This window comes from Lentzea sokolovensis (assembly GCF_033949975.1).
Taxonomy (GTDB): domain Bacteria; phylum Actinomycetota; class Actinomycetes; order Mycobacteriales; family Pseudonocardiaceae; genus Lentzea; species Lentzea sokolovensis.
Window position 1 is genome coordinate 247,562 of the sequence record NZ_JAXAVU010000016.1, and the last position, 13,441, is coordinate 261,002.

Sequence of the window (13,441 nt, forward strand, 5' to 3'; positions counted from 1 at the left end):
TCTACAGGTACTTCTTGAGCTCCCGCTTGGCCAGCGACATGCGGTGGACCTCGTCGGGGCCGTCCGCGAGGCGCAGGGTGCGGGTGGCGGCCCAGAGTTCGGCGAGCGGGAAGTCCTGGCTGACGCCGGCGCCGCCGTGGGCCTGGATGGCCTTGTCGAGGACCCATTCGGTCATCGACGGGGTGCCGATCTTGATGGCCTGGATCTCGGTGTGGGCGCCCTTGTTGCCGACGGTGTCCATCAGCCACGCGGTCTTGAGGACCAGGAGCCGGGCCTGTTCGATGCGGACGCGGGATTCGGCGATCCACTCGTGCACGACGCCCTGGGCGGCGATGGGCTTGCCGAACGCGACGCGGGACGAGGCGCGGCGGCACATCAGTTCGAGGGCGCGTTCGGCCATGCCGATCAGACGCATGCAGTGGTGGATGCGACCGGGGCCCAGGCGGGCCTGCGCGATGGCGAAGCCCTCGCCCTCGCCGGAGATGAGGTTCGACGCGGGGACGCGGACGTCGACGAACTCGATCTCGGCGTGGCCGCCGTGGGCGTGGTCGCCGTAGCCGAAGACGTGCATGGCTCGCTTGACGGTGACGCCGGCGGCGTCGCGCGGGACGAGGATCATCGCCTGCTGGCGGTGACGTTCGGCGTCGGGGTTGGTCTTGCCCATGACGATGAAGATCGCGCAGTTCGGGTTCATCGCGCCCGAGGACCACCACTTGCGGCCGTTGATGACGTAGTCGTCGCCGTCGCGTTCGATGCGGGTGGCGATGTTGGTGGCGTCGGAGGAGGCGACCTCGGGTTCGGTCATGCAGAACGCGGAGCGGATCTCGCCGTCGAGCAGGGGCTGCAGCCACTGCTTCTTCTGCTCGTCGGTGCCGAACATGGAGAGCACTTCCATGTTGCCGGTGTCGGGGGCTGCGCAGTTCAGCGCTTCGGGCGCGAGGTGGGGGCTGCGGCCGGTGATCTCGGCGAGCGGCGCGTACTGCAGGTTCGTCAGGCCCGCGCCGTGTTCGGGGTCCGGGAGGAAGAGGTTCCACAGGCCCTGGCGGCGGGCTTCTGCCTTGAGCTCTTCGAGGATCGGCTGGCGTTCCCACGGGTCGGCGGCGTCGTGCAGCTGCTGTTCGAGGACCGCTTCGGCCGGGTAGACGTGTTCGTCCATGAACGCGAGGAGCTTGGTGCGCAGTTCCTCGGTCTTGGCGTCGTAGGCGAAGTCCATTAGAGCTCCTTGTGGGCGGCGGCGAGTCCCTGCCGCACGAGGGGAACGGTGAAGGCGCCGAGCTTTTCGAAGCCGGCGCCGACGGTCTTGCCGCTGGCAAAGCGGAAGTGGATGCCTTCGACGATGACGGCGAGCTTGAAGTAGCCGAAGGCGATGTACCAGCCCAGTCCGGAGGTGTCGGTGCCGGTGCGGGCGGTGTAGCGGGCGACGAGTTCGTCGGCGCTCAGGAACCCGGGAAGGGACGTGACACCGCCGGTGATGGGGTCGTTGTCCGCGCCGAGGCCGGCCCAGTAGACGTAGAGCAGGCCGAGGTCGGCGAGGGGGTCGCCGAGGGTGGCCATCTCCCAGTCCAGGACGGCGCTGATGGCCAGGGGGTCCTGGGTGACCAGGGCGTTGTCGAGGCGGTAGTCGCCGTGGATGATCGCGGCGCGCGGCGAGTCGGGGACGGTGTCGGCGAGCTTGTCGCGCAGTTCGTCGATGCCGGGCAGGTCACGGCTGCGGGAGGCGTCGAGCTGCTTGCCCCACCTCTTGACCTGCCGTGCGAGGAACCCCTCGGGGCGGCCGAAGTCCTCCAGGCCCACGGAGGCGGGGTCGACGGAGTGCAGGTCGGCGAGCACGTCCACGAGTCGTTCCGAGAGCGTGCGCGCCATGTCCGGGGTGATCCACGGGCACTGGGAGCGTTCGCGCAGGGCGGCGCCGGGCATTTCTTCCATGAGGTAGAACGGCGCGCCGATGACGGAGGTGTCCTCGACGAGCTTGTGCGCGCCGGGCACGGGGACGGTGGTGTTCGCGAGCGCGGAGATGACGCGGAACTCGCGGGCCATGTCGTGGGCGGTGGCGAGCACGTGCCCCAGCGGCGGGCGGCGCAGCACCCAGGTCCGCGTGCCGTCGCTGACGCGATAGGTGAGGTTGGAGCGTCCGCCGCGGAACAGCTCGCCGGTCAGCGGGCCCGTGCCCAGGTGTGCGGCCAGTGCCTGCAGGTCGAGGCCGGGAAGGTCGGTCACAGGTTCACTCCGAGGGTGGCGAGGTGGGCGCGGGTGCTCTCAGCGCTCGTGTGGCGCAGCGCGTGCATGCCGACGGACTGGGCGGCCTCGACGTTGATCGGCGCGTCGTCGAAGAACACCGCGCGCCCGGCGGGGACACCGACCCGCTCGAGGGTGTGACGGTAGATGCGCTCGTCGGGTTTGCGCAGGCCGACGCGGCCGCTGATCACGACGGTGTCGAACAGCTCGACGAGCAGGTCCTTCGGGTAGCCCTCGCCCCAGCTGTTGGACAGCAGCGCGGTGTGCAGGCCGGCGGCGCGGGCCTTGCGGACGAGCTCGACCATCGCCGGGTCGGGCGTCGCGCCGCCGAACATGCGTTTGAGCAGCCCGGTCTCGTCGATCCTGGCGCCGGTGGTGGTGATCAGCTCGGCGGCCAGCAGCCGTTCGAACTCGGGCACCGTCAGCTCACCGGTCTCCAGGCGGAACACCGGGTTGTCCGGCAGCGCCTCCCGGCTGAGCCACTCGCGCATGATGCGGCTGTAGACGTCGCGGTCGATGGCTTCGGCGTGCAGCCAGGCGCCGACGAACTCGGGCACGGAGACCGTCAGGACGCCGCCCCAGTCGAAGATCAGCGCGTCGACCAGTGGCTGTTGCGGAAGCGTTGTGTCACCCACGACTCGGAGGGTACCGACCGGTCGGTATGTCGGCAACCGGTGATCGCGGCAGCGACTTTCGGAGGATGGGGCGAGTTCTCTTTATGCGGTTCCCGGGCCCCGCGGACCTCGATACGTTCGAGCCCGAAGGGGGTTCACATGGCCAGGACTGTGACGGTGGCTTTGGCCGCCGCGATGACGCTCGCTCTCACCCAGGTCCCCGCCGCCCAGGCGGACGGCGGAGCGGTGGTCAGGACTGACAAGGGTGCGGTCGCCGGGACGGTGACCAGTACGTATCGCACGTTCGGCAGCATCCCGTTCGCTGCCGCGCCGGTCGGCGAGAACCGGTGGCGGGATCCGCGGCCGGTGACTCCGTGGCAGGGGGTGCGGGACGCGACGACGCCCGCGCCGATGTGCGCACAGGGCGCGGGGCTGGGGCAGCCGCCCTCGCGGACGGAGGACTGCCTCTATCTGAACGTCACCACTCCGGCGGGGAACTCGGCGCGGCCGCGGCCGGTGATGGTGTGGATCCACGGCGGGTCGTTCACCAGCGGCGGTGCGTCGATGTACGACGCGCGGTGGCTGGCGACCAAGAACGACGCCGTGGTCGTGACGGTGAACTACCGGCTCGGGGTGTTCGGGTTCTTCGGCTACCCCGGACTCGCCGGCTCGGGGACGTTCGGGATCGCGGACCAGCAGGCGGCGTTGCGGTGGGTGCAGCGCAACGCCCGTGCGTTCGGCGGTGACGCGCGGAACGTGACGGTGTTCGGGGAGTCGGCGGGCGCGTTGAGCGTGTGCGCGCAGCTGGCGTCACCGCGGGCGGCGGGGTTGTTCGCGAAGGCGATCATCCAGTCCGGGCCGTGCGGGGTCGACGCGCCCTCGCCCACGGAGCCGGGGACGTTCGAGCACCTGTGGAAGCCGCGCGCCGAGGTGGAGCAGTCGGGTGTGGGCACGGTGGGCTGTGCCGACCTCGCGTGCCTGCGGGCGCAGCCGGTCGAGAAGCTGCTGACGGTGCACGACGAGTTCACCTCCCCCGCCTTTGACACGGCGGTGTTGCCGATCGATCCGATCGTCGCCCAACGCACTGGTCGGATGCACCGTGTGCCCACGTTGGTGGGCACGACGCACGACGAGATGACGTTGTTCGTGCCGGAGACCTTCCCTCAGCCCGTGCCTGAAGCGGCGTACGGGACTGCGCTGGGCGCGTTGTTCGGTGCAGACGCGGACGAGGTGGCGGCGCGGTATCCGGTCAACGGCAACGGTGACGCGCGGGACGAGATCGCGCGGCTGCTGACGGACAAGTCGTGGTCGTGCGCGTCGGCGGTGACGCGCACGGAGCTGGATCGGCACGCGCGGGTGTCGGGCTATGAGTTCGCGGACCCGAACGTGCCGGTGTTCTTTCCCGGCCTGCCGCCGTTTCCCGGCGGCTACAAGGCTTTTCACGCTTCCGAGCTGCCGTTGCTGTTCGACTTCGGGGTGGGGCTGACGGCGGGTCAGCGGGAGCTGTCGGACTACATGATCGCGGCGTGGGGCCGATTCGCGCGCACCGGTGATCCGGGCTGGCGGGCCGGGGTGCAGTCGCTGGCCGCGGGGGCGGTCGGGCCTGCGGACTTCTCGAAGGATCACCAGTGCGAGTTCTGGAGGGCGTTGTGAGAACGATGGTGCCGGCGGTCGTGGCCGCCGTGATGGCGTGTGCGGTGATCGTGAGCCCTGCCGCCGCGAACAGTGGTGCGGTGGTGCGCACCGACAAGGGTGCCGTGCGGGGCAAGGTGACCGAGGCGGTGCGGACGTTCGGGAACATCCCCTTCGCCGCCGCGCCGGTCGGCGCGAACCGCTGGAGGGATCCGCAGCCCGCCGCGCGGTGGCAGGGGGTGCGGGACGCGACGACGCCCGCACCGTTCTGCGCGCAGAACTCGCAGCTGGGGCAGCCGTCGTCGGAGACAGAGGACTGCCTCTACCTCAACGTCACGACACCGGCGAAGAACGCGGCACGGCCGCGGCCGGTGATGGTGTGGATCCACGGCGGCGGATTCACGGCCGGGGCGGCGTCGATGTACGACGCGGCGTGGCTGGCGAGCAAGAACGACGCCGTCGTGGTCACCGTGAACTACCGGCTCGGCGTGTTCGGGTTCTTCGGCCATCCGGGACTGCCCGGGTCGGGCGCGTTCGGGCTGGCCGACCAGCAGGCGGCGCTGAAGTGGGTGCAGCGCAACGCCCGCGCGTTCGGCGGCGACGCACGCAACGTCACGGTGTTCGGCGAGTCCGCGGGTGGTCTGAGCGTGTGCGCGCAGCTGGCGTCACCGCGAGCAGCCGGATTGTTCGCCAAGGCGATCATCCAGTCCGGACCGTGCGGGCTGCACCTGCCGGCGTTGACCGCGCCGGGCGAGTTCACCGGCGTGTGGCGTGCTCGGGCCGACACGGAAAAGGCGGGCGTCGGCGTGCTCGGGTGCGCTGACCTCGCGTGCCTGCGGGCGCAGCCGGTCGAGAAGCTGCTCACGGTGCACGACCAGTTCGCCTCGCCGTCCTACGACACGGCGGTGTTGCCGATCGATCCGATCGTCGCGCAACGCACGGGCCGGATGCACCACGTTCCGACGCTGGTGGGGTCCACGCACGACGAGATGACGTTGTTCGCGCCGTTGTTCTGGCCGCAGCCGGTGCCCGAGACGTCCTACCAGGAGCAACTGGTCTGGTTGTTCGGAGCGGGAGACGCGGACGAGGTCGCGGCGCGGTATCCGGTCAACGGCAACGGGGACGCGCGCGACGAGATCGCCGAGCTGCTGACCGACAAGGGATGGGCGTGCCCGTCGCAGACGGCGCGTGGCGAGCTGGGGCGGCGTGCCCGTGTGTCGGGGTACGAATTCGCCGACCCGGACGTGCCGATGATCTTCCCGGGCTTTCCGCCGTTCCCGGAGTACGGGGCGTATCACGGCTCCGAGCTGCTGATGCTGTTCGACATGGGCCAGACTTTGACGCCGCAACAGCGCGAGGTCTCGGACTACATGATCGCGGCGTGGGGCCGGTTCGCGCGCACCGGTGATCCGGGCTGGCGTTCGCAGGTGCAGTCGCTGGCTCCCGGAGCGATCGGCGGCACCGATTTCGCCCTGGATCACCAGTGCGGGTTCTGGTCGTCCATTCTGTAGCTCATGCCCGGTTACCGCGGACTCGCCCGCGATCGCGAGTTCCGCGCCCTGTTCGTGGCGCACGTGGTGTCGGTGGCCGGGGATCAGTTCGCCAGGGTCGCGCTGACGGTGCACGTCTACGACCGCACCGCCAGCGCGGGCCTCACAGCGCTGACCTACGCGTTGACGTTCCTGCCGGACCTGCTCGGCGGGCCTCTGCTCTCGGGGCTCGCCGACCGGTTCGCCCGCAAGAAGGTCATGGTGGCCGCGGATCTCGTGCGCGCGGCCCTGCTGCTGGTGATGGCGGTGCCGGGGCTGCCGCTGTGGGTGCTGGCGGCACTGCTGGTGACGGTGCAGCTCGCGGGCGCGCCACACGGGGCCGCACGGGCGGCGTTGCTGCCCAACATCCTGCCCGACGAACGGTATCCGCTGGCCCAGGCCGTGCTGAACACCGTCACGCAGGCCGCGCAGGTGGCCGGGTTCCTCGGCGGCGGCGTGCTCGTGGCGTCACTGGGGCCGGGGCCGGTGCTGCTCGCGGACGGGGTGACGTTCGCGGTGTCGGCACTGCTGGTGGCGGTGTTCCTGCTCGACCGGCCCGCGCCGCGCCATCCGCACGTGCGGGCGTGGCCGGCCGACCTGCTCGGCGGGGCGCGGCTGGTGTGGGGTGATCGGCGGCTGCGGGCGCTGGTCGCGCTCGCCTGCGTGTCCGGTTTCTACATTCCCGCCGAAGCGCTCGCCGCGCCGCTGGCGTCCCAGCTCGGCGCGGGTCCCGCGGCCGTGGGGGCGATCTTCGGCGTGGTGTCGGCCGGGACCGCGCTGGGCATGGTGGTGCTCGCGCGCGTGCCGTCCGGGCGCGGGCTGCGGTGGATGCCGGTGCTGTCGGTCGTGTCGTGCGCGGTGCTGCTGCCGATGGCGTTGTCTCCTGGGCTGGCGTGGACGTTGGTGCTGCTCGGGCTGTCGGGGGCGGCGAGCGGGTATCAGCTGCTCGCCAACGCGACGTTCGTGCGTTCGGTGCCCGACGCCACGCGCGGGCAGGCGTTCGGCCTGGCCGTCACGGCGTTGCGGGTGTCGCAGGGACTCGGGATCGCGGCGGCCGGGGCGGCGGCGCACTGGTGGCCGGTACCGCACGTCGTCGCGATCATCGCGGGGGTCGGGGTGCTGGCGGCGGCGGGTGCGGCGTGGGAGTGGAAACAGGCCTACGCCCAGGCCGGACAACCACAAACGTCACCGTGACGGTGGAGGGTGCCGGCGAGCACCCTCCTGCGCCACCACGATCTCACAAGGACTCAGACGGTCCAGTCAGTCGACGCGAACGTCCAGTCCGTCGACGCCACGAACGTCCAGTCGGTCGAACCGGAACTGAACGTCCAGTCCGTCGACTTCGCGAAGGTCCAGTCAGTGGAGGTGAAAGTCCAGTCGGTGGACAGCGCGCGGTTCATCATGACCGTCTCCTTGTGGGAATGCGGGGTGTGCAATGAGGGGTGAAAACACGAGGACTGCTCGGGGGTGAGGTCCCCCACATGGAGCCACGACTTCGCGTGACCCGGTAGCTACAGTGGTTTGTTCCTGATGGTTTTCGGTGGGGGTGGCAGCGTGCCTAGGCTCGACCCGCGCCGGTGGAAGTTATGGTCCCTTCCTCCTGTCGTGCTGACCTACGTCGTGACGATTGCCGTGCTCGCGGCACTCGTCACGCTCGCGACCGCACGGCTTACCCCTGTCGAGGTGCGCCACTGGGCCTGGTTCGCGGCCCTCACCGCGGCAGCGCTCATTCACCTGGAAGCGGCGCGCGGAATCGAACGCATCCGCGAAATCTCCTCTGAGGGCGTCCCTCACGCGCAGATGCAATCGGTGTGGCAATTCGCGGGCGTGCTCGTTCTCCCGATGCCACTGGTCGTCCTGATGGTCGTGACCATCTACCTGCACGCGTGGCTGCGGGTGTACGAGCGCCGGGCCGTTCTCTACCGGAAACTGTTCTCCGCGGCCACTGTCGTACTTGGCTGTGCCGCAGCGCAATGGGTCCTGGCCATGTTCTCCGCCTCAACCCCGTCCGAACTGGACGGACCACGCGGCCTCATAGCACTCGTGATCGCGGGATTCCTCTACTGGTTCGTCAACTACGCCCTGGTCGTGGGCGCGATCATCATGACCAACCCCGAGAACCCGCTCAAGACAGCACTCGGCCACGCCTCCGACGTCCTCATCGTCACCGCGTCGGTCGGCCTCGGCTCCGGCATCGCCATCATCGCCACCGCCCGCCCGTGGCTCTCGCCGATCCTGCTGCTCACCGTCCTGGCCCTGCACATGGGCCTGCTGCTGCCGCAGTTCCGCGTCGCCGCCCGCACCGACAGCAAGACCGGCCTGGTCGACGCCACCTTCTGGCACGACGTCGCCGAACGCGAGATCGCCCGAGCCCGCCGCCTGGTCTCCACCGTCGGCATCCTGATACTGGACCTCGACCACTTCAAGCAGATCAACGACACCTACGGCCACCTCGCCGGCGACCGCGTGCTGCGCGCCGTCGCCGACGCCCTCAGACACGCCGTCCGCTCCTACGACCTCGTCGGCCGCTTCGGCGGCGAGGAGTTCGCGGTCCTGCTGCCCGGCGTCGGCACCACCGAGGTCCGCGCCACCGCCGAACGCATCCGCTTCGACATCGCCCGCCTCGAGGTCGAGGTCATCGACCGCCTCGGCAACACCCGCGTCATCACCGGCCTCACCGGCTCGGTGGGCGCCTCGGTGTTCCCCGACACCGCCACCGACCTCAGCCCGCTGCTGCTGGCCGCCGACGAGGCCCTCTACCAGGCCAAGAACAACGGCCGCGACCGCGTCGCCACCGCCGCCGCCCGCTAGGCCGGGCTGACGGCGCTGTGCGGCGAGCACGCCAGAACCGGCGCCGTGCTGGTGACTGTCGTGCCGGCCACCCTCAACGGGATCTACCAGACCTCGCTGTACCGGTTCGCCGCAGAAGGAACGATGTCCGCCGCGCTCGGTGACCTCGACCTTCGTGAGTCCTTCGCGCAAGCCTGAGCCCGGCTCTGGACGAGACCCGCTAGCCCGCCAGGAACTCCCCGATCCGCGACGACACCGTCTCCGGGTCCTCCACCCACGGGTAGTGCCCCACACCCTCGTGCACGAACAACGTCGCGTCCGGGAACAGCCCCGCCAGCTCCGCGCACCGCCGCACCGGCGAGATCGGGTCCACCTCACACGCGTACACCAGCACCGGATGCCCGAAGTCCGCGATGGCCCGCCGCAGCACACCCGGCACGAACGCACCCTCCGCGTTGTAGCCCAGCGCCACCTCGTACTTCCACTGCCCCAGCTCCGCATCCGCGTGAGCCCGGGCCCGCTCGTCCCACCGCGCGTACAGCAACGGCGACGCCGCCACCCGGTTCTGCACCGAGTCGTCACCGGCCGCGTTGCGCTCCAGCGCCGCCGTCGCCGTCTCGAACCACGGCTGACCGGCACGGGTCGCCAGGAACGTGTCCCAGTCGCTCTGCTCCGGCGACAACCCGACGCTGCGCAACGCGGGCGTGAGCAGCACGAGCTTCCCGACACGGTCCGGGTAGTCCGCCGCATACCCCATCGCGATCCCGGCACCCGCCGAGTGACCCAGCACGTCCACCACGTCCAGGCCCAGGTGGCGGCGCAGCATCTCCACGTCCCGCACCAGCATGTCGCGCCGATAGGTGAACGGATCCGCCGGCTCGTCCGACGCCCCCGTGCCCCGGTTGTCCAGCACGACCAGCCGCCGCGACGCGTCCAGCCCGCCGAGCGTCTCCAGATACTCCGACGCCCGCCCGGGACCACCCGCCAGCACCACCAGCGGGACGCCGTCCCCTGCTTCTCGATAGGCGAGTTCCGTGCCGTCGAACGAGGTGAAGCGTGCCATGCTGCACATCATGCCGAAGATCGCCACGGCCGACCTCGTCGACCGGCCGCAGCTGCTCGAGTTCCTCTCCACCCGCCACCACGGCGTCCTCATCACCCACCGCACCAGCACCAGCGGACTGCAGGTCTCCCCCGTCTCCTGCGGCGTCGACACCCAGGGCCGCATCGTCGTCGCGACCTACCCGCAACGCGCCAAGGTCCGCAACGCCCGCCGCAACCCCAACGTCACCATCTGCGTGCTCTCCGAAGACTGGAACGACGCCTACGTCCAGATCGACGGCACCGCCGAAGTCCTCGACCTGCCCGAAGCACTGGAGGACTTCGTCGAGTACTACCGCTGCATCGCGGGCGAACACCCCGACTGGGACGAATACCGCGCCGCCATGCTCCGCCAGGGCAAGTCCCTCATCCGGATCACCATCGACCGCTGGGGCCCCATCGCCACCGGCGGCTTCCCACCAGAACTGGACGCCTGAGCACACCGGCCGTCGCCTAGCTGGACCACGTCCCGCCCCAGCCCGCCGGCTTCTCCAGCAACACACACGAGCCGCCGTGCGGGCCCTCGATCGACGCGATCACCCCGGTCGGCACGGTCGTGGGCTCCAGCAGCACACGACCGTCCAACTCGGACACCTTCGCGCACGCCGCCGCGAGATCGTCCACGGCGAAGTACGTCTGCCACCCCTGCGCACGCGTGGTCGTGAGCCGTCCCGCCACCGAACGCGGATCACCATGACGCGCCGACGTGAACAGCACGAAGTCCTCCGTCGCCGGCCTGGCCTCCCAGCCCAGCGCCCCCGTCCAGAACTCGTCGTCCGGCGCCTCGACCATCAACTCGACCCAACACGGCTCACCATGCCGAGGCGGTGGCGCCCACGGACCATGAAGAACCCGGCCGGAGTCCACAGAGGAATTCCCGACCAGCTCACGCGCCTCGTCACCACCGAAGACCACGCGCCAGCCCCGTTCCCCCGCAACGACCTGAGCGGCAAGCCTGTCCCCCACCCAGCCCGAGAACGACCCACCAGGCTCCGCGATCACCGTCCACCCGAGAACACCGGCGAAGAAATCCACCGACAACTCGGGCTCGGCAACGCTCAACTCAAGACGACGAAGACCACAAGACGACACGGAAATCCCATCGGGCGCGGATCAGGAGCGCGCCCCATCCTCTGCTCCGACCACCTGAGACGACAATGCGCCATTCGGCGGCATGCGCTCCGCACTCACCACGTCACGCAACGGGATCGGCCTGCCGAGGTGGAAACCCTGCCCCACCCGCACACCCAACCGCTTCAAAGCGTCCACCTGCGACGGACGCTCCACCCACTCCGCGACCGCCGACAACCCCAGCCCGTTGGCGATCTGCACGATCCCCGACACCAGCACCGCGTCGGCCTCGCTGGTCTCGATGCCCTTCACGAACTCACCATCGATCTTGATGCCCGTGATCGGCAGGTGCTTCAGATGCACGAACGACCCGAACCCCGAACCGAAGTCGTCCAGCGTGATCCGGCACCCGAAACTGCGCAGCTGCGTCGCCAGCGTCACCGCGGCGTCCAGATTCGTCACCGCCGCCGTCTCCGTGATCTCCAGACCCAGCCTGCCCGGCGCCACCCCCGCCGAACCCAGCTTGTCCAGCACGAAGTTCCCGAAGTCAGGATCCTCCAGAGTCCGCCCCGAGACGTTGACGTTGAACCGCAACCGCGGATCCGGCTGCGCCACGAGGGCGTCGATCGCCGTCGTCAGCACCCACCGGTCCACCTCGAGGATCAGGTTCGACCGCTCCGCCACCGGCAGGAAGTCCGCCGGACCCAGATACGGCTCCTGCTGATCCTCCAGCCGCAACAACAACTCGTGACCGAGCACCTGCCCCGTCGTCAGCTCCACCATCGGCATGCCGTACAGCGCCAGACCGTTACCCGCCAGCGCCGCCCGCAACCGGTCCAGGACACTGACCCGCTTCACCGTGTCCGCGTAGTGGTTCGGCTCGTACACCGTCACCCGGTCCCGGCCCGCCGCCTTCGACGCGTACAACGCCAGATCAGCGTTCGCCAGCACCAGCTCCCACGAATCCCCCGGACCGAACTCCGCCAGCCCCGTGCTCACCGTGATCCGCGCCGGCGTCCCGATCCCCGCCAGCGGAAAACCCGCCACCGCGTCCCGCAACCCATCGGCCACCTCGGACGCGTCCTTCGGCGACGCCCCCGGCAACACCACCGCGAACTCGTCACCACCCAGACGAGCGATCAACCTGTCACCCAAACGGGACTGCAACGCCGACGCCAGCATCCGCATCACCCGGTCACCCACCGCGTGCCCGCGCAGATCGTTGACATCCTTGAAGTTGTCCAGATCCAGCACCAGAAGCGCACCCGAACCGTTGTTCGCCAGCTCCTGCTCCAACGCACGCGTGAGCGCCCTGCGGTTCGGCAGACCCGTCAACGGATCCTGCTCGGCCATCCTCACGAGCTCGTCATGCACCCGCGACGACTGCGTCACGTCGTGCGCCGTACCCAACGCCCGCAACGGAGTCCCGTCATCACCGACGACGACCTCACCGAAGCACTCGAACACCCGCTCCTTGCCGTCCGGCCGCAACATCCGATGCGTGTACGTGAACACCGAACCCGTCTTCAGCGCCGCGTCCAGCGTCTCCTCGATCATCGGCAGATCGTCCGGATGCACCAGCTGCGAATACAGCTCGAAGTCGAACGCCGTCCCCGCCGCGAACCCGAACATCTCCAGCAGAGTGTCCGACCACGTCACCCGATCCTCGCGGATCGACCACTCCCACGTCCCCATTCGCCCCAGAGCCTGAGCCCGGCGCAACGCGTCCGCCTCCTGCGTCACCGTCAACTCACGATCACGCCACGCCGACACGTCCACGACCTCGTACATCAGGTCGTCACCCAGCCGCGAGCACCGCACCTCGAGCCACTTCGGACCCGGCACCAGCACCTCACGAACAGGCGCCGGCACCTCCGGCACCCCCGGAAGCAACGCGGGCAACGACCGGCCGTACGCCTGCTCGACCGGAACCCCCAGCACAGCACCCAACGCGCGGTTGCACCACAACAGGTTCCCGCGCGAGTCCGTCACGGCATAGCCGACACCCGCTCGGTCCAGCACCGTGCGGCAGTAGGAGGTCACGCGCGTCATGATCGTCCGATCACCGGACGTAAGCAACCCGCTACGCCGGTCAGTTCGCTGTTGTGCGAACGGCTATCGCAGCCGCTCCAAACCCTTCGCCGACTCCACCAGCTCCGCGGCCAGCTTCCTCAGCTCGTCGTTCTCGGCCCCGTCCTGCGCCGCCGTCACCACATCCTCCGCGGCGCACCGCAGCTGGAACAACCTGTCCTGCAGATCCGCCAGCTCGGCGGTGCTCAGCACCACCGCGTCCTCCGGCAGACCACCACGCTGCAACGCCGCCCTGCGCTCGTAAGCGCGCTGACGGCACGGCTGCGCGCAGTACCTCCGCGGCCGGCCGATCCTCCCACTCCCCGGCAACCGCCTCCCGCACCACGCACAGTGCCTGGGCTCATCCGCCTCCATGGAGCGCTCCATGGCGCGCGACGG

Annotated in this window: 14 protein-coding genes; 6 read left to right on the forward strand and 8 right to left on the reverse strand. The window is 69.8% G+C overall.

What is annotated here, in order from left to right:
* Window position 1: 1 nt before the first annotated feature.
* From SK854_RS41510 to SK854_RS41520, 3 genes are read right to left on the reverse strand one after another with little or no spacing between them, the layout of a single operon-like run.
* Window positions 2-1,213 carry an acyl-CoA dehydrogenase family protein gene (locus tag SK854_RS41510; RefSeq protein ID WP_319980633.1) on the reverse strand — a complete coding sequence of 404 codons (1,212 nt, stop codon included), beginning with the start codon at window positions 1,211-1,213 and terminating at the stop codon, window positions 2-4.
* On the reverse strand, window positions 1,213-2,217 hold the full coding sequence (locus tag SK854_RS41515; protein ID WP_319980634.1) for a phosphotransferase family protein: 1,005 nt from the start codon (window positions 2,215-2,217) through the stop codon (window positions 1,213-1,215). Before SK854_RS41515 ends, SK854_RS41510 begins: the two co-directional genes overlap by 1 nt.
* Window positions 2,214-2,870: an HAD family hydrolase gene (locus SK854_RS41520; protein WP_319980635.1), complete on the reverse strand. Its 657-nt coding sequence runs from the start codon at window positions 2,868-2,870 to the stop codon at window positions 2,214-2,216. Before SK854_RS41520 ends, SK854_RS41515 begins: the two co-directional genes overlap by 4 nt.
* Window positions 2,871-3,008: 138 nt before the next feature.
* Between SK854_RS41520 and SK854_RS41525 the strand changes: the two genes are divergently transcribed.
* The 3 genes from SK854_RS41525 to SK854_RS41535 are packed head-to-tail and all read left to right on the forward strand — an operon-like array spanning window position 3,009 to window position 7,204.
* Window positions 3,009-4,502 (forward strand): carboxylesterase/lipase family protein, encoded by a 1,494-nt coding sequence (locus tag SK854_RS41525; RefSeq protein WP_319980636.1) that lies wholly within the window; start codon window positions 3,009-3,011, stop codon window positions 4,500-4,502.
* Window positions 4,503-4,507: 5 nt separating this feature from the next.
* Window positions 4,508-5,992: a carboxylesterase/lipase family protein gene (locus SK854_RS41530; protein WP_319980914.1), complete on the forward strand. Its 1,485-nt coding sequence runs from the start codon at window positions 4,508-4,510 to the stop codon at window positions 5,990-5,992.
* Between the two features lie 3 nt (window positions 5,993-5,995).
* Window positions 5,996-7,204 carry an MFS transporter gene (locus tag SK854_RS41535; RefSeq protein ID WP_319980637.1) on the forward strand — a complete coding sequence of 403 codons (1,209 nt, stop codon included), beginning with the start codon at window positions 5,996-5,998 and terminating at the stop codon, window positions 7,202-7,204.
* 53 nt (window positions 7,205-7,257) lie between these two features.
* Here SK854_RS41535 and SK854_RS41540 read toward each other — a convergent pair whose 3' ends face one another.
* Window positions 7,258-7,413, reverse strand: coding sequence for a hypothetical protein (locus SK854_RS41540; RefSeq protein WP_319980638.1), 156 nt, complete (start codon window positions 7,411-7,413; stop codon window positions 7,258-7,260).
* A gap of 151 nt (window positions 7,414-7,564) precedes the next feature.
* On the opposite strand from SK854_RS41540, the gene SK854_RS41545 reads away from it, so the two are divergent.
* Together SK854_RS41545 and SK854_RS41550 are read left to right on the forward strand one after the other, a co-directional pair.
* Window positions 7,565-8,821, forward strand: a complete 1,257-nt coding sequence (locus SK854_RS41545) for a GGDEF domain-containing protein (RefSeq protein WP_319980639.1) — start codon at window positions 7,565-7,567, stop codon at window positions 8,819-8,821.
* 45 nt (window positions 8,822-8,866) lie between these two features.
* On the forward strand, window positions 8,867-8,998 hold the full coding sequence (locus SK854_RS41550) for a hypothetical protein (protein WP_319980640.1): 132 nt from the start codon (window positions 8,867-8,869) through the stop codon (window positions 8,996-8,998).
* 22 nt (window positions 8,999-9,020) lie between these two features.
* Here SK854_RS41550 and SK854_RS41555 read toward each other — a convergent pair whose 3' ends face one another.
* Complete coding sequence (locus SK854_RS41555; protein ID WP_319980641.1) at window positions 9,021-9,863, reverse strand: alpha/beta fold hydrolase; 843 nt, start codon at window positions 9,861-9,863, stop codon at window positions 9,021-9,023.
* A 10-nt stretch (window positions 9,864-9,873) separates the two neighbouring features.
* Here SK854_RS41555 and SK854_RS41560 point away from each other — a divergent pair, with 10 nt between their 5' ends.
* Window positions 9,874-10,338 (forward strand): PPOX class F420-dependent oxidoreductase, encoded by a 465-nt coding sequence (locus SK854_RS41560; protein ID WP_319980915.1) that lies wholly within the window; start codon window positions 9,874-9,876, stop codon window positions 10,336-10,338.
* Window positions 10,339-10,354: 16 nt separating this feature from the next.
* On the opposite strand, the gene SK854_RS41565 is transcribed toward SK854_RS41560, so the two are convergent.
* The 3 genes from SK854_RS41565 to SK854_RS41575 form a co-directional block, all read right to left on the reverse strand.
* Window positions 10,355-10,963 carry a VOC family protein gene (locus tag SK854_RS41565; protein ID WP_319980642.1) on the reverse strand — a complete coding sequence of 203 codons (609 nt, stop codon included), beginning with the start codon at window positions 10,961-10,963 and terminating at the stop codon, window positions 10,355-10,357.
* Window positions 10,964-11,014: 51 nt separating this feature from the next.
* Complete coding sequence (locus SK854_RS41570; RefSeq protein ID WP_319980643.1) at window positions 11,015-13,015, reverse strand: putative bifunctional diguanylate cyclase/phosphodiesterase; 2,001 nt, start codon at window positions 13,013-13,015, stop codon at window positions 11,015-11,017.
* Between the two features lie 72 nt (window positions 13,016-13,087).
* A complete protein-coding gene (locus SK854_RS41575) occupies window positions 13,088-13,429 on the reverse strand; it encodes a hypothetical protein (RefSeq protein ID WP_030466128.1) in 342 nt (113 codons plus the stop codon).
* Window positions 13,430-13,441 lie beyond the last annotated feature (12 nt).

What these genes read in the sequence shown, in the direction of transcription:
- SK854_RS41530 (WP_319980914.1), top strand. Translation starts at nt 4,508, where the DNA reads ATGGTGCCGGCGGTCGTGGCCGCCGTGATGGCGTGTGCGGTGATCGTG.
- SK854_RS41560 (WP_319980915.1), top strand. Translation starts at nt 9,874, where the DNA reads ATGCCGAAGATCGCCACGGCCGACCTCGTCGACCGGCCGCAGCTGCTC.
- SK854_RS41575 (WP_030466128.1), bottom strand. Translation starts at nt 13,429, where the DNA reads ATGGAGCGCTCCATGGAGGCGGATGAGCCCAGGCACTGTGCGTGGTGC.
- SK854_RS41510 (WP_319980633.1), bottom strand. Translation starts at nt 1,213, where the DNA reads ATGGACTTCGCCTACGACGCCAAGACCGAGGAACTGCGCACCAAGCTC.
- SK854_RS41525 (WP_319980636.1), top strand. Translation starts at nt 3,009, where the DNA reads ATGGCCAGGACTGTGACGGTGGCTTTGGCCGCCGCGATGACGCTCGCT.
- SK854_RS41540 (WP_319980638.1), bottom strand. Translation starts at nt 7,413, where the DNA reads ATGATGAACCGCGCGCTGTCCACCGACTGGACTTTCACCTCCACTGAC.
- SK854_RS41555 (WP_319980641.1), bottom strand. Translation starts at nt 9,863, where the DNA reads ATGGCACGCTTCACCTCGTTCGACGGCACGGAACTCGCCTATCGAGAA.
- SK854_RS41535 (WP_319980637.1), top strand. Translation starts at nt 5,996, where the DNA reads ATGCCCGGTTACCGCGGACTCGCCCGCGATCGCGAGTTCCGCGCCCTG.